General features: G+C 39.3%; 16 protein-coding genes and 1 tRNA gene. All 17 read left to right on the top strand.

What is annotated here, in order from left to right:
• The first annotated feature begins 33 nt into the window (after window positions 1-33).
• Window positions 34-1,797: a succinate dehydrogenase flavoprotein subunit gene (gene sdhA / locus JI666_RS07165; RefSeq protein WP_206890178.1), complete on the top strand. Its 1,764-nt coding sequence runs from the start codon at window positions 34-36 to the stop codon at window positions 1,795-1,797.
• Complete coding sequence (gene sdhB, locus JI666_RS07160; RefSeq protein WP_206890176.1) at window positions 1,797-2,555, top strand: succinate dehydrogenase iron-sulfur subunit; 759 nt, start codon at window positions 1,797-1,799, stop codon at window positions 2,553-2,555. Before sdhA ends, sdhB begins: the two co-directional genes overlap by 1 nt.
• Window positions 2,556-2,782: 227 nt before the next feature.
• Window positions 2,783-3,010 carry a helix-turn-helix domain-containing protein gene (locus JI666_RS07155; protein WP_369810531.1) on the top strand — a complete coding sequence of 76 codons (228 nt, stop codon included), beginning with the start codon at window positions 2,783-2,785 and terminating at the stop codon, window positions 3,008-3,010.
• Between the two features lie 436 nt (window positions 3,011-3,446).
• Window positions 3,447-4,286, top strand: a complete 840-nt coding sequence (gene glcT / locus JI666_RS07150; protein ID WP_206890173.1) for a glucose PTS transporter transcription antiterminator GlcT — start codon at window positions 3,447-3,449, stop codon at window positions 4,284-4,286.
• Between the two features lie 167 nt (window positions 4,287-4,453).
• Window positions 4,454-6,490 (top strand): glucose-specific PTS transporter subunit IIBC, encoded by a 2,037-nt coding sequence (gene ptsG / locus JI666_RS07145; protein ID WP_206890171.1) that lies wholly within the window; start codon window positions 4,454-4,456, stop codon window positions 6,488-6,490.
• Between the two features lie 30 nt (window positions 6,491-6,520).
• Complete coding sequence (locus JI666_RS07140) at window positions 6,521-6,787, top strand: phosphocarrier protein HPr (protein WP_136947743.1); 267 nt, start codon at window positions 6,521-6,523, stop codon at window positions 6,785-6,787.
• Entirely contained in the window at window positions 6,787-8,514 is a 1,728-nt protein-coding gene (gene ptsP / locus JI666_RS07135; RefSeq protein ID WP_206890169.1) for a phosphoenolpyruvate--protein phosphotransferase, read from the top strand. Before JI666_RS07140 ends, ptsP begins: the two co-directional genes overlap by 1 nt.
• A gap of 258 nt (window positions 8,515-8,772) precedes the next feature.
• Window positions 8,773-9,222: a MarR family winged helix-turn-helix transcriptional regulator gene (locus JI666_RS07130; protein WP_206890167.1), complete on the top strand. Its 450-nt coding sequence runs from the start codon at window positions 8,773-8,775 to the stop codon at window positions 9,220-9,222.
• Window positions 9,223-9,252: 30 nt separating this feature from the next.
• A complete protein-coding gene (racE, locus tag JI666_RS07125; protein WP_206890166.1) occupies window positions 9,253-10,050 on the top strand; it encodes a glutamate racemase in 798 nt (265 codons plus the stop codon).
• 224 nt (window positions 10,051-10,274) lie between these two features.
• Window positions 10,275-11,363, top strand: a complete 1,089-nt coding sequence (locus JI666_RS07120) for a GerMN domain-containing protein (RefSeq protein WP_206890165.1) — start codon at window positions 10,275-10,277, stop codon at window positions 11,361-11,363.
• 133 nt (window positions 11,364-11,496) lie between these two features.
• Complete coding sequence (gene rph, locus JI666_RS07115) at window positions 11,497-12,255, top strand: ribonuclease PH (protein ID WP_206890163.1); 759 nt, start codon at window positions 11,497-11,499, stop codon at window positions 12,253-12,255.
• Window positions 12,248-12,841 carry an XTP/dITP diphosphatase gene (locus JI666_RS07110; RefSeq protein ID WP_206890160.1) on the top strand — a complete coding sequence of 198 codons (594 nt, stop codon included), beginning with the start codon at window positions 12,248-12,250 and terminating at the stop codon, window positions 12,839-12,841. Before rph ends, JI666_RS07110 begins: the two co-directional genes overlap by 8 nt.
• 19 nt (window positions 12,842-12,860) lie before the next feature.
• Entirely contained in the window at window positions 12,861-13,376 is a 516-nt protein-coding gene (locus JI666_RS07105; protein ID WP_206890158.1) for a metallophosphoesterase, read from the top strand.
• Between the two features lie 131 nt (window positions 13,377-13,507).
• Window positions 13,508-13,584 (top strand) — tRNA-Arg (locus JI666_RS07100).
• A gap of 242 nt (window positions 13,585-13,826) precedes the next feature.
• Window positions 13,827-14,855: a tetratricopeptide repeat protein gene (locus tag JI666_RS07095; RefSeq protein ID WP_206890156.1), complete on the top strand. Its 1,029-nt coding sequence runs from the start codon at window positions 13,827-13,829 to the stop codon at window positions 14,853-14,855.
• Window positions 14,856-15,114: 259 nt separating this feature from the next.
• Window positions 15,115-16,407, top strand: coding sequence for a trigger factor (gene tig, locus JI666_RS07090; protein ID WP_136947734.1), 1,293 nt, complete (start codon window positions 15,115-15,117; stop codon window positions 16,405-16,407).
• 326 nt (window positions 16,408-16,733) lie between these two features.
• On the top strand, window positions 16,734-18,008 hold the full coding sequence (gene clpX, locus JI666_RS07085) for an ATP-dependent protease ATP-binding subunit ClpX (protein ID WP_136947733.1): 1,275 nt from the start codon (window positions 16,734-16,736) through the stop codon (window positions 18,006-18,008).
• The last annotated feature ends 116 nt before the right edge of the window (window positions 18,009-18,124 follow it).

Genomic DNA, 18,124 nt, shown 5'->3' with positions numbered 1-18,124 from the left:
GACAGAGCCAGCATTTAAGGGGGAACCGTTCTTATGAGTAAAGGTAAATTAGTAATCGTTGGAGGCGGTCTTGCCGGGTTAATGGCAACGATCAAAGCGGCAGAAGCCGGAATGAATGTAGACTTGCTTTCCATCGTACCAGTTAAACGATCTCACTCTGTTTGTGCACAGGGGGGAATTAATGGAGCTGTTAATACCAAAGGTGAAGGGGATTCTCCCTGGGAACACTTTGATGATACAGTTTATGGAGGAGACTTTCTTGCTAACCAACCTCCAGTAAAAGCTATGTGTGATGCCGCACCTGGTATCATTCATTTGATGGACCGTATGGGGGTTATGTTCAATAGAACGCCTGAAGGCCTACTAGACTTCCGACGCTTTGGTGGTACACAGCACCACCGTACTGCATTTGCAGGGGCAACAACAGGACAGCAGTTACTTTATGCATTAGATGAACAGGTACGTAGACATGAAGTCGCTGGACTTGTAACGAAATATGAAGGATGGGAATTCCTATCCGCAATTCTTGATGATGATGGCGTATGTCGCGGTGTTGTAGGTGAAAATCTTACGACATCTGAAATTCGTAGCTTTGAAGCAGACGCTGTTATTATGGCAACTGGCGGCCCTGGAATCATCTTTGGTAAAAGCACGAATTCTGTTATTAATACTGGTTCAGCAGCTGGTGCACTGTATAAGCAGGGAGCGATATACTCGAATGGTGAGTTCATTCAAATCCACCCTACTGCTATTCCTGGGGATGATAAGCTACGTCTTATGAGTGAATCTGCGCGTGGGGAAGGCGGACGTGTTTGGACTTACAAAGACGGTAAACCATGGTATTTCCTTGAAGAAAAATATCCTGCATACGGTAACCTCGTTCCACGAGATATTGCAACGAGAGAGATTTTTGATGTTTGTGTACGTCAAAAGCTTGGAATCAATGGCGAAAATATGGTTTACCTTGATCTTTCCCATAAAGACTCTAAAGAGCTTGATGTTAAACTTGGCGGAATCATTGAAATTTATGAGAAATTCATGGGAGATGATCCTCGTAAAGTACCGATGAAAATCTTCCCTGCTGTTCACTATTCTATGGGTGGTCTATGGGTTGACTTCAACCAGCAAACGAATATTCCAGGATTGTTTGCAGCTGGTGAATGTGATTATTCTCAACATGGTGGAAATCGTCTTGGAGCAAACTCGCTACTTTCTTCTATTTATGGAGGAATGGTCGCTGGCCCGAACGCGGTTGAATATATTAACGGTCTTGAAGAAACTGTTGAAGATTTATCATCAACACTATTTGAGAAGCATCAGCAGGAAGAGCAGTCCAAACAAGATGCGATAATGAAAATGGATGGAACAGAAAACGCATACCAGATTCATAAAGAACTTGGTGAGTGGATGACTGCAAATGTTACTGTTGTAAGAGATAACGAGAAGCTTCGAGAAACCGATGAAAAAATTCAAGAGTTAATGGAGCGTTACGAGAATATCAATATTAATGATACGTCTAAATGGAGTAATCAGGGAGCGTCATTTACTCGACAGCTTTCAAACATGCTTCAGCTCGCAAGAGTCATTACAATTGGTGCTCTTAATCGAAATGAAAGCCGTGGAGCTCATTACAAACCTGAATTCCCAGATCGTAATGATGAAGATTGGCTTAAAACGACTATGGCGAAATACGATGCAGTTAACAACAAACCAGAGTTTTACTATGAAGAAGTAGATACATCATTAATTACACCTCGTAAACGCGATTATTCGAAGAAGAAAGCGGGGAAAAAGTAATGAGTGAAGAACGTACAGTAACGCTGAAGATTAAAAGACAGGATGGACCTGAATCTGCCCCATATGAAGAAACATTCACAATTCCATACCGCCAAAATATGAATGTCATTTCTGCACTAATGGAAATACGACGCAATCCTGTAAATGCAAAAGGTGAGAAAACATCACCGGTTGTGTGGGAAATGGGTTGCCTAGAAGAAGTATGCGGTGCTTGTTCAATGGTTATTAACGGCAAGCCTCGTCAATCATGTACAGCGCTTGTCGATCAACTTGAGCAGCCTATTCGCCTAGAGCCAATGACAACATTTCCTGTCGTTCGTGACCTTGCAGTAGATCGAAGCAGAATGTTCGACGCTCTTAAAAAGGTGAAAGCTTGGATCCCAATTGATGGTACTTATGATCTTGGTCCGGGACCAAGAATGCCTGAAAATAAGCGACAGTGGGCATATGAACTTTCAAAATGTATGACTTGCGGTGTTTGTTTGGAAGCATGTCCTAATGTAAATAGCCGATCTGAGTTTATTGGACCTGCAGCTGTATCACAAGTTCGCTTGTTTAACGCACATCCTACAGGTGCAATGAATAAAGAAGAACGACTTGAAGGTTTAATGGATGAGGGAGGACTTGCCAACTGCGGTAACTCACAGAACTGTGTGCAGTCATGTCCAAAAGGAATTCCATTGACTACATCAATTGCTGCTATGAATCGTGCAACATCTCTTCAAACATTTAAGAACTTCTTTGGAAGTGACCGCTAGATAAGAAGATCCCCCATACGGGGGTCTTTTTTTTGTACATAATAGCTAGCATTCTTGGTTATTTCTCAGGAAATGATGAAAGAACACGAAGCCTGTCATCATTGGTTGCTTCAAACGTTTTAAAAGACTTTGCTATATACTGTAACACGTATGCTTAAGAATCATATATTGTATGGACTATATAATTTCAGCTGAAGTTGCTTTGTTGCCCTATCGAGGAGGGTGGAATGTTGAAAGGGAACCACTACCGACCAAAGCCACTATTAACAAAACGAGAAAGAGAAGTTTTCGAATTGCTAGTTCAAGATAAAACAACAAGAGAAATAGCGGAAGAACTGTTTATCAGCGAAAAAACAGTTCGTAACCATATTTCCAATACGATGCAAAAGCTGGGGGTAAAGGGGCGTTCCCAGGCTGTTGTTGAATTGCTTCGTCTGGGAGAGTTAGAAATATAGAAGTGCCGGCTGATTTTAAGCCGGTCTTTTTATTTTATTGGCTCTTTTCTAAAAGATTGTTGTTTTGAAAGGATATTCTTAAAAGAACCTGACTACGCTAATTGGAGCGGAAGAATGCTCGCCCGCCCCGCGGAAAGCGAGCATCCTGTAGCGGAAATTAACCACTACCTTTATAGCTTTACGAAAAGTTTAAATATTTTATAATGAAGAAATCAAAGCATATACCTATCTATATTTCAAAGTTGATAGTAAACTATTTACCATATAATCAACGTCTTAAATGATCGGAATATAACATTGTTGGAAAATAAAAACTTTAAATCTCTTGTTTTCCAAACAGGTGGAACCTTTTCTCATTGACGTTCCATTTTTTATTTACTATTATTAATACGTTCGTAATCATAAATGAAACCGGTTTAATGAGGGGAACTTGTAAATGAATGCTTCATTTAAAATAAAAAAAATTCTAAATAATAACGTCGTTATCGCCTTAACAGAGCAAGATAATGAAGTGGTGCTCACGGGGAAAGGCATAGGCTTCAATCAAAAGCAGGGCGAAACATTGGATGATACTAAGGTAGATAAGTATTTTGTTCTTGTAGACAAGTCTGAACAGGAACAGTACAAGCTTCTAGTGCCTCATGTGTCTGAGTCTTTTATTGGTGTCATGAATGAAGTGATCTATGTAATCAGCGAAAAGTTGGATGCTGATTTTGACGAACATATTCATATTGCTTTAACTGATCATCTATCGTTTGCAATTAAACGTCTTCAACAGGGTCTTGGAGTAAAGAACCCATTCCTTATTGAAACACAGACCATGTATCCGAAAGAATACACCATTGCTGAAGAAGTGATTCAATTATTGAATCATAAACTAGATGTCGAACTTCCCGAGGGGGAGATCGGTTTTGTAGCGTTGCATATCCATAGCGCTGTTACGAATCGAAGCATTACTGAACTGAGTAAATATTCGGCATTAATTAATCGTCTGGTATCTGTTATCGAAGAGTCTTTAAAGGTTAAAGTCAGCCGTACTGGCATTGATTATTTACGTCTTGTTCGGCATTTACGACATGCGATTGAAAGAAGTGAGCTTAACCAACCTGTAGAGGCACATGAAAGGTTAGAAAAAGTCTTGAAAGAAGAATATCCCTTGTGCTATAATCTGTCATGGAAGTTGATTAAAATTATGCAAAAGGAGCTTCAGACGAAGTTTCCAGATGCAGAAGCAGTTTACTTAACAATGCACTTGCAAAGGCTTTCTCCTAATTAATATAATAATTTACGGTAACGTGTTACTGATACGATCAGGCATGAGTGAAACCGGAATGACAATCCTGTGTTGGGGTATAGTATATCCTAATTGTATTGTCATACCGTCCACTCATGCCTTTTTTATATGGAGAATGATTTTGGGGGAAAATAAAAGGAGGAAAAGACATGTTTAAAAACGCTTTTGGGGTTTTACAAAGAGTTGGTAAAGCACTAATGCTTCCAGTAGCAATTTTGCCAGCAGCAGGATTGTTACTAGGTTTTGGTAATGCTTTTCAAAACCCAACTTTACTTGAGAAATTACCATTCATGTCAGCTGAATGGTTCCAGCTTCTTGCTACCGTTATGGAGGAATCTGGAGGAATTGTATTTGCTAACCTTGCTCTATTATTCGCAGTTGGTGTAGCAATTGGCTTGTCAGACGGAGACGGAGTTGCAGGTCTAGCAGCCATTGTAGGATTCTTGGTCATGAATATTACGATGGGTGTGCTTCAAGGAGTATCTGCTGATCAAGTAGCTGAAAGCGCATCATATGCAAATGTACTCGGTATTCCTACGCTTCAAACGGGAGTGTTCGGAGGAATTATAGTCGGTATTCTTGCCTCGTACATGTATAAACGGTATTATAATATTCAACTTCCTCAATACCTAGGTTTCTTTGCTGGTAAGCGCTTTGTACCAATCGCGACAGCGGTTTCAGCTTTAATTCTAGGTGTGATTATGATTTTTGTATGGCCACCTATTCAAGCCGGCTTAAATGCATTCTCACATAATATGCTTGATGCAAACCCAGCACTTGCTGCATTTGTATTTGGTGTTATTGAACGTTCACTAATTCCATTTGGTCTTCACCACATTTTCTATTCACCATTCTGGTTTGAATTTGGTCAATATACAAATGCCGCTGGTGAAATTATTCGAGGAGATCAGAAGATATTCTTTGAACAGTTAAAAGATGGTGCTGAGCTTACTGCAGGTACATTCATGACTGGTAAATTCCCATTCATGATGTTCGGTCTTCCAGCTGCAGCTCTTGCGATTTATCACGAAGCACGTCCTGAGAAAAAAGCTGTTGTAGCAGGTATCATGGGATCGGCTGCACTTACATCATTCTTAACAGGTATTACAGAACCAATTGAGTTTTCGTTCCTATTCGTAGCACCAGTACTTTTCGGTATCCATGCGATCTTTGCAGGTCTTTCATTTATGACAATGGCTTTGCTTGACGTTAAAATTGGTATGACATTCTCTGGTGGGGTAATTGATTTCCTTCTCTTCGGAGTTCTACAAGGAAGAACAGCATGGTGGCTCGTTATTCCAGTAGGATTAGCATTTGCTGTTATTTATTACTTCGGTTTCAGATTTGCGATCCGTAAGTTTAACTTGATGACACCTGGTCGTGAAGAAGACGAAGAAGACGAAATTGCTGATGATGGACAAGAAAACACTGCTTTAGCTTATAACGTTCTTCAAGCACTTGGTGGCGAAAGTAATATCACGAATCTAGATGCATGTATTACTCGTCTTCGTGTTTCAGTTGCTGATAAAGGTGAAGTAGATAAGAAGCGCTTACAACGTCTTGGTGCAGCGGGTGTTATGGAAGTTGGGAATAACATTCAAGCAATTTTCGGTACCCAGTCTGATGGTTTGAAAGGACAAATTGCTGATATCATTAGTGGCAAAACACCAAAACCTCTTCAAGATCAGCAAAAAGAAGAGAAGCCTGATCAATCAGCAGGTACTAAAGGTGAGGACCACCTCATTGCTCCAATCGAAGGTAAAATCATGTCTATTACAGAAGTGCCGGATCAAGTCTTCTCTGGTAAAATGATGGGTGACGGTTTTGCGATTGAGCCAACTGATGGCTTGATTGTCGCACCGGTTGATGGCAAAATAATGAATGTGTTCCCAACTAAGCACGCAATTGGTATTGAGTCTGTCAATGGCCGTGAGATTCTAATACATGTTGGAATCGATACGGTTAACCTCAAAGGTGAAGGCTTCGAGGTGTTCATTAGCGAAGGCGATGAAATTAAGCAAGGACAAAAGCTTATGAAAGTTGATTTAGCCTTTATTAAAGAAAATGCAACATCGACCATTACCCCGATCGTGTTTACGAACCTTGAAGATGGAGAAACAATTGATCTTGCTAAAGAAGGTAACGTTTCTCGGGAAGACAAAGATATTATTACGATATCAAAATAAAAATATAAAATTTGAAAGAGGGAATTAAAAATGGCAGAGAAAAATTTCACAGTAACAAGCGAATCAGGAATTCATGCACGTCCAGCAACAGCTCTAGTAAACAAAGCAGGTCAATATAGCTCTGATGTAACGCTTGATTATAATGGAAAGTCTGTAAACCTTAAATCAATCATGGGTGTTATGAGCCTTGGTATCCAACAAAACTCTGAAATCACAATCAAAGCAGAAGGATCAGATGCTGACGATGCGATTGCAGGACTAACTGAAGTAATGGAAAACGAAGGTCTAGGCAAGTAATGTCTAACCAACTGACTGGAATTGGCGCTTCTGCCGGAATCGCGATCGCTAAAGCATTCGTTCTCGAAAACCCAGCACTTGAAATTGAACAAAAGACAATTACCGATGCTGGTGCAGAAATCGAACGTTTTGAAGCGGCTGTACACACTGCAAAAGAAGAACTTGAAGTTATTAAGAATCACGCCAATGAACAGCTCGGAGAAGATAAAGCAGCGATTTTCGCTGCTCATCTTCTCGTTTTATCTGATCCAGAGTTGTTAAATGCGGTTAAAGACAAAGTGAATAATGAAAAAGTGAATGCTGAGAGCGCAATGAGCGACGTTTCCAATATGTTTATTAGCATGTTTGAAAATATGGATAACGAATACATGAAGGAACGTGCGGCAGATATCCGTGATGTTTCTAAACGTGTTCTAGCTCATTTACTTGGCGTGACATTTACTTCTCCTGGAGCAATTACGGATGAAGTAATCGTGCTTGCTGAAGATTTAACACCTTCTGATACTGCTCAGCTTAACAAGCAGTTTGTTAAAGGATTTGCAACAGACATTGGTGGCAGAACGTCTCACTCTGCAATCATGGCTAGATCTATGGAAATTCCTGCAGTGGTAGGAACAAAGACCATTACTTCTGAAGATGTTGAAGGAAAAATAATTATCATTGATGGTATCGATGGTAACGTCATTGTTGATCCTTCTGAAGAAGAAATCGCTCAATACACTAAGAAAAAAGAACACTTCCAAGCCAAAAAGCAAGAGTGGGCGAAGCTTGTTAATGAGCCAACAACCACTAAAGACGAGAAGCACGTTGAACTTGCTGCAAACATTGGTACTCCTGAAGACGTAAAAGGTGTTCTTGAGAATGGTGGCGAAGGTGTAGGCCTTTACCGTACAGAATTCCTTTATATGGGTAGAAATGAATTGCCTACAGAAGAAGAGCAATTTAATTCATATAAAGAAGTACTACAAAAGATGGACGGTAAACCAGTCGTTATCAGAACTCTTGATATTGGTGGAGATAAAGAACTTCCTTACTTAAACCTTCCAAAAGAAATGAATCCATTCCTTGGATTTAGAGCCATTCGTCTTTGCTTGGAAGAAACTGAAATTTTCCGCACTCAGTTGCGTGCACTGCTTCGTGCAAGTGTGTATGGTAACTTGAAAGTCATGTTCCCTATGATTGCGACTGTTGGAGAATTCCGTCAGGCGAAAGAAATGCTTCTTTCGGTTAAGGAAGAGCTTATTGGGGAAGGTATTGAAGTTTCAGAAGACATTGAAGTAGGAATGATGGTTGAAATTCCAGCTACGGCTGCAATGGCCGATGTTTTTGCTAAAGAAGTTGATTTCTTTAGTGTTGGAACAAATGACCTTATTCAGTACACAATGGCGGCTGATCGTATGAACCAAAAAGTTTCATACTTATATCAACCATATAACCCTGCGATCTTGCGTCTTGTAAAGATGGTTATTGATGCAGCTCATAAAGAAGGCAAATGGGCTGGTATGTGTGGAGAAATGGCTGGGGATCAAATCGCCATTCCAATCCTACTTGGACTAGGTCTTGATGAGTTCAGTATGAGTGCAACTTCTATTCTGCCTGCAAGAAGCCAAATGACAAAGTTATCTAAAGAAGAAATCTCTTCTCACATCGATCATATTCTTTCGTTCGCAACGAACGAAGAAGTGATTGCTTATGTAACAGAGCATTTCGCAACGGAAGAGCTATAGGAAACTATAGCTCTTTTTTTTGATAACTGCGTTAAAGATTTAAGGTTTTTTGTTTAAAACTTACTTCATAGTTGATTGGAGCGGAAATCAACTACTACTTTTATCACAAAATATTTACGAAAACAGACCATGCTCAACATGTTTTATAAGAGGTAACAGGTATCCATATCTGACATCTTTTTAGTGAAGTGTATACTCTTGCATTTCGAGTCACTTACAATCAAAATAGATAGTAAGACATAATAAGGGGGAGACTAGATGCCTGAAGAATTAACAAGAGAACCAGCATCCATCGTTGATATAGAGAAATCACTGCGGATGGTCGCAGGTATTATTAAGCAGAATGGACGTGAACTTCTGAGTGAATTCTCAATTACACCTCCTCAATTTCTTGCACTTCAATGGCTTTCAGAATATGGTGATTTAACCATTGGCGAGCTTTCTAATAAAATGTACTTAGCATGTAGTACAACGACCGATCTTGTTGACAGAATGGAAAAAACAGAATTAGTTAAAAGAGTGAAAGACCCAAACGACAGACGAGTCGTTCGAATTCATATATTAGATAAGGGAAATGAGATCATTAAGAAAGTTATTCACAAAAGACAGGTCTATTTGGATAAGATCACACAGAAATTTTCAGGTGATCAAGTAAAGGCTCTTGAAGAGAGTTTACATTTGCTTTATGAAGAGATGCAAAAGAACTAACTGGACCCGTAATTAGAGAGGCGAAATGTTTTGAAGAAACCAATAGGGGTTATTGATTCAGGTGTTGGTGGATTAACTGTAGCAAGAGAGATCATGAGACAGCTACCAAAAGAAGAAATTGTATACATTGGTGATACAGCGAGATGTCCATATGGACCAAGAACTTCTTCAGAAGTTAGTCAGTATACATGGGAAATGACGAATTACCTCCTTGAACAATACCAAATTAAAATGTTAATTATTGCGTGCAATACGGCTACGGCAGTGGTTTTGAATGAAATTCAAGAACAGCTCGACATTCCCGTCCGTGGTGTTATACATCCTGGTGCAAGGAGTGCTTTAAAAGAAACGACAAATCGATATATAGGTGTCATAGGAACTTCAGGCACAATTAAAAGTGGTGCATATGAGAAATCTCTAAAAGCCATTAATAATGATATTCGAGTAGAAAGTTTAGCCTGTCCACCATTTGTTCCACTTGTTGAAACAGGAAATCTTGACAGCATAGAAACATACGAAACTGTTAAAACAACTCTTGCTCCTTTGGTCAACAAAGGCATTGATACACTAATACTTGGGTGCACTCATTATCCTTTATTAGAACCCGTTATCCAATGCGTTATGGGAGAAAGCACTTCTATTATCTGTTCAGGCGATGAAACCGCATATGAGGTAAGTGGAATCTTAGAATATAGCTCTCTTTTGTATACAGGTGATGAAAAGCCTTCCCATACGTTTTTAACGACCGGATCCATTGATAATTTCACGAGAATTGCAACCCACTGGCTTGATTATCCAGTAGTAAAAGTTGAACAAATAAAGCTCTAGTCCATGGACTAGAGCTTTTTTTGTTAGGCACTATTCAAATAAAATATTGTTTTTGAAAGAGTGTTTGTATAATAAAATCATTTTTAAATTGAGCGAAACCTCTCACTAATCTCTCTAAGACTCACACTTAAGTAATGATAAGCCAAGTTATTCTCATTCCTCTGGTATAAATTCTTATATAACTCGTATAAATGGTAGTACAAACCATCCGGGGAGGGATAGCTATGCGTTTACGTGGAATTGGATTTATCATAATGGTGCTTTCATTCTTATTAACAATATCAGGATGTGGATTTGGATTTGAAAAGACGCTTAAAGAAATTGATCCACCTAAAGTCGATTATGTAGATCAAGGAAAGCAGCTTGATGATAAGGATACTGGGGCAGTGAAAGAAGAGAGCAGTGCAGAAGATGCAGAGGGAGAGGAAGCAACTGATGAGACAACGGGTATGACAACTCGTCAGCTTTATCTTCTTGATGCAAATGGAATGGTCGTTCCACAAACGGTTCAATTACCTGCAGTAGAAGGTGCAGCGAAACAGGCTCTTGAGTACCTGGTTGTTGATGGACCAGTTACCGAAATGCTTCCTAATGGATTCCAAGCTGTTTTGCCAGCTGGAACTGTCGTACAAGGAATTGATCAAATGGATCATACTCTTGTCGTTGACTTCTCCAAAGAGTTTAAAGACTATGCAGCTGAGAATGAAAAGCAAATCTTAGAAGCTGTAACTTGGACGCTTACGCAGTTTGAAGGAGTAGAAAAGGTGAAAATTCAAATAAATGGGTACGATCAAACAGAAATGCCTGTTAACGGTACACCAATTGGCGAAAGCTTCAGCCGAGCGAATGGGATAAACCATGAGATGGGTAATGTCGTTGATGTTTCAAATAGTGAAGATGTAACAGTATATTTCATGGCACAAAGTGATGATTACTCCTATTATGTACCTGTTACGAAGCGAATGGAAGGCGTATCAAATGATGTGAAAGGTGTACTTAAAGGGTTGATGGAAGGTCCTCCTGTTCATTCAGGACTCTTCACACAATTTTCTAAAGATGTGAAGCTGCTTAATGCTAAGGAGGAAGATGGGCTGTTAACGCTAGATTTTAATGATGCGATATTAACTGGAGCAGAAGATAAAGTACTTGAGAAAGAACTTTTAAATACACTTGTTCTTTCACTAACAGAGCAAACAAATGTTGAAGAAGTATCCATCACAGTAGATGGTAATGCTGAAGTAGTAGACGAATCAGGAAAAAGTCTTTCCGAGCCAGTAACTAGACCTGTAGACGTTAACAAAGTAGGTTTTTAAAAAAGAATATGATAGGATGAAGAGGCAGGAGTTCTGCCTCTTTTCTTTGTTTAGAATGGAATGTTTAGTGTTGTTAAAACCCTTCTAACCATGAGTGCAGCCTGTGAACGAAATGGTGAACAGGAGGACAATTATGAGAGTTGACGAACGTAAACCTAATGAGTTACGTGAAATACATATTGAAAAAGATTATATTAAACACCCTGAAGGTTCTGTATTAATATCAGTGGGTGATACGAAAGTGATATGTTCTGCATCTATAGAAGATCGTGTTCCTCCTTTCTTGAGAGGACAGGGGAAAGGATGGATAGCAGCAGAATATGCTATGCTTCCAAGAGCAACGGAACAACGTAATATTCGTGAATCAAGTAAAGGGAAAGTTGCTGGGCGAACAATGGAAATTCAGCGTTTAATTGGAAGAGCGCTTCGCACGGTTGTTGACCTTGAAGCACTAGGCGAACGAACTGTATGGATCGATTGTGATGTAATCCAAGCAGATGGAGGAACGCGCACTGCTTCAATAACTGGCGCATTTGTTGCCTTATCTATTGCTATTGAAAAAGGACTTGCAAGAAAGCAGTTCAAAAAAATGCCGTTGACCGATTTCCTTGCTGCTACTTCTGTGGGTATTAATGGAAATGGAGAGGCTATTCTTGATTTATGCTACAAAGAAGATTCTTCTGCTCAGGTTGATATGAACATTGTTATGACAGGGAGCGGGGAATTTGTTGAACTTCAAGGTACAGGTGAAGAAGCTACGTTCAATATGAACCAACTGAATGAGATGCTCTCTCTTGGCAAAGAAGGTATTGAACAATTAATAGAAAAACAAGCCGATGTGATTGGTGAATTTGCTTCCAAGATTAAGGGGGAACATTCTAATCATGCGTAAACTTCTCATTGCAACAAAGAACGAGGGAAAAGTAAAAGAATTCAAGCGACGTTTTGAATCAGAGGACATAACTGTGATTTCTTTGTTGGATCTTGAAGAGGCACCAGATGTAGCAGAAACAGGAAGTACATTTGCTGAGAATGCCGTTTTAAAAGCTGAGGCGATTATGCGCTTAACTAATCAACCAGTTATCGCAGATGATTCAGGGCTTGTTGTTGATGCTCTCGATGGAGATCCAGGGGTCTATTCAGCTAGGTATGCTGGTTTGGACAAAGATGACGAAGCAAATATTGATAAAGTATTGAAAGAAATGAAGGACATTCCTGAAGGAAAACGTACAGCATCTTTTCAGTGCGTTTTAGCAGTCGCTATACCAGATAAAAAGACAGAAGTATTTTCAGGAGCATGCAATGGAACAATTGCATTTGAGCGTTCTGGAAACTATGGTTTTGGTTATGACCCAATCTTCTATGTCCCTTCATACGGTAAGACTATGGCAGAACTATCTCCAGATGAGAAAAATGCTATCTCACACCGTGGAAAAGCACTTGATCGTCTTGAGGAAAGTTTTGAAGAATTAATCTAGTTGAAAGGAGTGGGGTGAATTGAAAGTACTAGTCGTAAGTGATAATCATAGTTCAGCTGAAGAACTTGATCAATTAGTTGAAAGGCATCAAGGAGATGTCCAATGTATGATTCATTGTGGAGACTCTGAGTTTGATTATGATGCTGAAGAGATGACTCCATTCCAATTAAGAGTGAGAGGGAATTGTGATTTTGATAATCGCTATCCTAATGAAATGGCTGAAACAGTCGGTGGTAAAACGATCTTTACTACACACGGGCATTTATACAATGTAAAGATGACGCTAATGAAGCTCGCATATAAAGCTGAAGAAACAAATGCAGATCTTGTTTGTTTTGGTCATTCACATGAAGCTCTCGCTGTTTATGAAGATGGTACTCTCTTTCTTAATCCAGGAAGTGTTAGACTTCCAAGGCAACCTGCAATTAAAACATATGCCATTGTTGAATGGTCAGATAGCAAAGTTACCGTTACGTTTCATGATGAAGAGGGTACTATTGTAAATGAACTATCTAGAAGTTTCACTTTGACTTAAAGTTTTTACAAAAACACAGCTATGCTGTGTTTTTTTTGGTTGTAAACCTATTGACTTTGCCCGTGCCTTTCGATATATTTATATTTGTCGCTGAATGACAGTAATACATACATAGCCTTAACATTAGTATTGTCCCAGTAGCTCAGCAGGATAGAGCAACAGCCTTCTAAGCTGTGGGTCGGGAGTTCGAATCTCTCCTGGGACACCATAGTATATCAATCCAAAGACATTTATCTTCTTGATAGATGTCTTTTTTAGTTTTTCTTTGTACTTTACGAGATAACGGATTTAATTAAAATTACGGTCCAGGTGATATGATAAATATAAGAGGGGCATGCTTCAGCTTGAGTTTACATGTGGATACTGATAAACTGATAGCTAATCGTAGCTGCGCCTTTCCTGCTGTAAACTCTTTTAATAGAGAATATAAGAGAGTGGAGCGATTACGTCATGGATAAAGAAAAGCATGAGCGGAAAATAGTTTATTTCCCGAACGTGGCAGGCAAGCTTGTCGAAAAAGGAATGGCAGCACTAAAAGCTAAGCAAATAAAAGAGGCACATGAACATTTCAGTCAGCTTCTTGAAATCGAACCGGATCACCCACAGGGGCATTTTGGGATGGTGCTCAGTCTGGTTGAAATGGGAGATTTAATGGAAGCATCTGAACGCTGTGAAACAATGATGCAGCAGGGTATCGGGGACTATTATGACATTTTTCAAGTATACATATCAATATTAGTTCAGCTTGGAAAGTATCAGAAAGTGGTTACGATGATTGAAGCAGTATTACAAGAAAATCAGCTTCCGTCGAACATTGCGGAATCGCTCTACCAGCTGCTGCATTTCAGCAGACAAATGACAAATTATGACCTTGATTCCCATGATGAGTATGACGCTGTTCAAGAGGAAGATACTGACAAGCTGATTGCTTATCTAGAAAGCGATAAGACGGAGAAACAGTGGCTGGCAATTCAAAAGTTAAGCACTGCAGATGAGGAAAAGTCAATCCCCGTTTACCTTACATATTTAAATGAAACAAACAAAGATCCACTTCTGAAAAGCCTTGTATTGCAGGTTCTAAGAGAAAAAGAGTTGGATCAAGAAGTCGTCGTACATAAATTTGGTAGAGAGATCACAGTTAACCCTTCCCACTTAAAAGATATTTTTTTACAAAACTTCTCTTTAAGTGTAAAGTCAAAACTCTCAGACGTAGTAGAACAGAAAAACCCAGCTCTTTTTGAGATGTGCATGCAAATTTGGTGGCATTACCTTTTTGCCATTTCTCCATTTGAAGCTGAACCTTCGAATAGTTCCGTCTGGGCTGCAGCTGTTCATAAAGTGGCTTCCGATATGAATGGTGAAGAGATTACAAACGATGAACTGCGTGAGCATTACGAAGTTAAATCTTCGGAGTTCGAAGTGGCTGCAAATCGCATCATGAACATAGAGAATCAGCCTTTTTACCGTCCCTTTGAGTAGAAATAAATGGAAAGTAAATGTTTTTGCTTGCGATTAAGAGAAATCATCGATAAGCTGTACTATGGCTAAACGGTTTGCAATCATGCCGTATGTGTTGAAAACCGGCTGTTCTATGTTATAATACAATAGTTGCAAACCCATATTTACTAGTAAAAGAGACCGTTTGAAAGAAAGTAGACGCTTTTATACTCCAAAAAGTGTCATCTTATTTAAACGCTCGATTAGTGGAAATATATTTATTGTTGGAGGTAATGTGTAAATGACTGCAAAATGGGAAAAGCTTGAAGGTAACCAGGGCGTCCTTACAGTTGAAGTTGACGCTACTGAGGTAAATACTGCGCTGGATGAAGCGTTCAAAAAAGTTGTTAAACAGGTTAACGTGCCTGGATTCCGTAAAGGTAAAATGCCACGTTCTCTATTCGAAAAACGTTTTGGTGTAGAATCTCTTTATCAAGATGCTCTTGATATCATTCTTCCTAAAGCATATTCTGAAGCTATCGACGAATCTGGAATTGAGCCAGTTGATCGTCCAGAAGTAGACGTTGAGCAAATGGAAAAAGGTCAAAACTTAATCTTCAAAGCAACTGTAACTGTTAAGCCTGAAGTTAAGCTTGGCGAATACAAAGGTCTTGAAGTTGAAGAACAAGATACAAATGTAACAGATGAAGAAGTAGAAGCTGAGCTTAAAGCTCTTCAAGAAAAGCAAGCTGAGCTTGTTGTAGTTGAAGACGGAGAGCTTCAAGAAGGCGATACAGCAGTAATCGACTTTGAAGGCTTCCTTGGTGAAGAACCATTTGAAGGTGGAAAAGGCGAGAACTATTCACTAGAAATCGGTTCAAACACGTTTATTCCTGGATTTGAAGAGCAATTGATTGGTGAGAAAGCTGGCGCTGAGAAGGAAGTAACAGTTACTTTCCCTGAAGAGTACCATGCTGAAAATCTTGCTGGACAAGAAGCGAAGTTCCAAGTGAAAATTCACGACATTAAGCGTAAAGAGCTTCCAGAGCTTGACGATGAGTTTGCTAAAGACGTAAACGAAGAAGTTGAAACACTTGATGAGCTTAAGAAAACAACGAAAGAAAATCTTGCGAAGCAAAAAGCAGAAGATGCTGATGTTCAAAAGAAAGACACGTTGATTGAAAAAGCAGCTGAAAATAGTGAAATCGATCTTCCATCTGCTATGGTAGATGCAGAAGTAGACCGCATGCTTCAAGAATTTGAACAGCGTCTACAACAACAAGGTATGAACCTTGAAATGTACTACCAGTTCTCTGGACAAGATGAGAAAGCACTTCGCGAGCAAATGCAAGAAGACGGTGAAAAGCGCGTGCGCACGAACTTGACTCTTGAAGCGATTGCTGACGCTGAGAATGTGGAAGTTTCTGAAGAAGAAGTAAATGAAGAGCTTTCCAAGATGGCAGCAATGTACAACATGGAAGAAGAACAAATTCGTTCAATGTTAACAATGCAGGGCGGCACTGATGCACTTAAAGGTGACCTTCGCGTTCGTAAAGCAATCGATGTTCTTGTAGATAACAGCAAAAAAGCATAATTAAAGCTATCAATGGCTTATTTGAAACAAGGCGCTTAATTGCGCCTTGTTTTTAAAAAAAGAAGTAGTAATGAAATCATTCAAATTAGCTAAACATAGTAGTAGGACAAATACTCTATACATAGTAAGCTTTCAAAGAGTCGTTTTACTTCGTATCCTTTTGAGTTATGTGATACAATTTCAATACATAAATAGGATAAGAAACCAGTGGTGAATGCCCGTTAGGATTGCTTAATAAGTGATAGTTAGTTCAGTTGAACTAATGGAGTTTCTTTGCAGATAGACCTACTCGGATTTCATCGAGATCAACGGTTAGGGGTGAATTCATGTTTAAATTTAACGACGAAAAAGGACAACTGAAATGTTCTTTCTGTGGCAAAACACAGGATCAAGTACGAAAGCTAGTTGCAGGACCAGGTGTATACATCTGTGATGAATGTATTGAACTTTGTACTGAAATTGTAGAAGAAGAGCTGGGAACTGAAGAAGAGGTGGACTTTAAAGAAGTACCGAAGCCTCATGAAATTTGTCAGATCCTTGATGACTATGTCATCGGCCAAGAAAAAGCGAAAAAGTCTCTATCTGTTGCGGTTTATAATCACTACAAGCGTATTAACGCTTCAGGTAAACCAGATGACGTAGAACTTGCAAAGAGTAACATCGCATTAATTGGTCCAACAGGTAGCGGTAAAACTCTTCTTGCTCAAACCCTTGCTAGAATTTTGAACGTGCCTTTCGCAATAGCGGATGCAACGTCATTAACTGAAGCAGGTTATGTAGGTGAGGATGTTGAGAATATTCTTCTTAAACTCATCCAAGCAGCAGATTACGATGTAGAAAAAGCTGAAAAAGGTATTATTTACATCGATGAAATCGATAAAGTTGCGCGTAAGTCTGAAAACCCTTCTATTACACGTGATGTGTCAGGTGAAGGTGTACAGCAGGCCCTACTTAAAATTCTTGAAGGCACAACCGCAAGCGTTCCTCCACAAGGTGGACGTAAGCATCCTCATCAAGAATTTATCCAAATTGATACGACGAATATCCTCTTTATTTGCGGAGGAGCATTTGATGGTATCGAACAAATCATTAAACGTCGTCTTGGTAAGAAAATCATTGGATTCAGTGGTGAAGCAAAACAGGAAGATCTTAAGCCAGGTGAATATCTAAGCAAAGTACTTCCAGAAGACTTACTTCGTTTCGGACTTATTCCGGAGTTTATCGGTCGTCTTCCAGTTATCGGAAGCCTTGAACCGCTTGATGAAGAAGCACTGGTTGAAATTCTTACAAAGCCTAAAAATGCGCTTGTTAAACAATACCAGAAGCTTCTAGAGCTTGACGATGTAGAGCTTGAATTTGAAGATGATGCTCTTGTTGAAATTGCTAAACAAGCTATCGAAAGAAAGACAGGTGCACGTGGACTTCGTTCAATTATTGAAGGCATTATGCTTGATGTGATGTACGATCTTCCTTCTCGTGATGAGATTAAGAAATGTGTGCTTACAGCTTCAACTGTAAGTGAAAAGTCCACACCTAAATTGATTTTAGAAGATGGCTCTGTTATTGATGAAGATAAGAAATCACCAAAGGAAAGTGCATAAGAAAATTAACCAATCACCCGTGGGTGGTTGGTTTTTTTATATTCCTATTAATGGATTCAAATTATGAATTTCCGGTTTATGGAACCATACCTCAGGAGATACTAGAGCTATTGATA

The organism is Bacillus sp. NTK071, from assembly GCF_017303315.1.
Taxonomy (GTDB): Bacteria; Bacillota; Bacilli; order Bacillales; family Guptibacillaceae; genus Guptibacillus.
This window is presented reverse-complemented; position numbering and strand designations above follow the sequence as displayed.

What these genes read in the sequence shown, in the direction of transcription:
- clpX (WP_136947733.1), top strand. Translation starts at nt 16,734, where the DNA reads ATGTTTAAATTTAACGACGAAAAAGGACAACTGAAATGTTCTTTCTGT.
- sdhA (WP_206890178.1), top strand. Translation starts at nt 34, where the DNA reads ATGAGTAAAGGTAAATTAGTAATCGTTGGAGGCGGTCTTGCCGGGTTA.
- tig (WP_136947734.1), top strand. Translation starts at nt 15,115, where the DNA reads ATGACTGCAAAATGGGAAAAGCTTGAAGGTAACCAGGGCGTCCTTACA.
- JI666_RS07110 (WP_206890160.1), top strand. Translation starts at nt 12,248, where the DNA reads ATGCGTAAACTTCTCATTGCAACAAAGAACGAGGGAAAAGTAAAAGAA.
- JI666_RS07095 (WP_206890156.1), top strand. Translation starts at nt 13,827, where the DNA reads ATGGATAAAGAAAAGCATGAGCGGAAAATAGTTTATTTCCCGAACGTG.
- JI666_RS07130 (WP_206890167.1), top strand. Translation starts at nt 8,773, where the DNA reads ATGCCTGAAGAATTAACAAGAGAACCAGCATCCATCGTTGATATAGAG.
- JI666_RS07155 (WP_369810531.1), top strand. Translation starts at nt 2,783, where the DNA reads ATGTTGAAAGGGAACCACTACCGACCAAAGCCACTATTAACAAAACGA.
- sdhB (WP_206890176.1), top strand. Translation starts at nt 1,797, where the DNA reads ATGAGTGAAGAACGTACAGTAACGCTGAAGATTAAAAGACAGGATGGA.
- ptsP (WP_206890169.1), top strand. Translation starts at nt 6,787, where the DNA reads ATGTCTAACCAACTGACTGGAATTGGCGCTTCTGCCGGAATCGCGATC.
- ptsG (WP_206890171.1), top strand. Translation starts at nt 4,454, where the DNA reads ATGTTTAAAAACGCTTTTGGGGTTTTACAAAGAGTTGGTAAAGCACTA.
- glcT (WP_206890173.1), top strand. Translation starts at nt 3,447, where the DNA reads ATGAATGCTTCATTTAAAATAAAAAAAATTCTAAATAATAACGTCGTT.
- rph (WP_206890163.1), top strand. Translation starts at nt 11,497, where the DNA reads ATGAGAGTTGACGAACGTAAACCTAATGAGTTACGTGAAATACATATT.
- JI666_RS07120 (WP_206890165.1), top strand. Translation starts at nt 10,275, where the DNA reads ATGCGTTTACGTGGAATTGGATTTATCATAATGGTGCTTTCATTCTTA.
- JI666_RS07140 (WP_136947743.1), top strand. Translation starts at nt 6,521, where the DNA reads ATGGCAGAGAAAAATTTCACAGTAACAAGCGAATCAGGAATTCATGCA.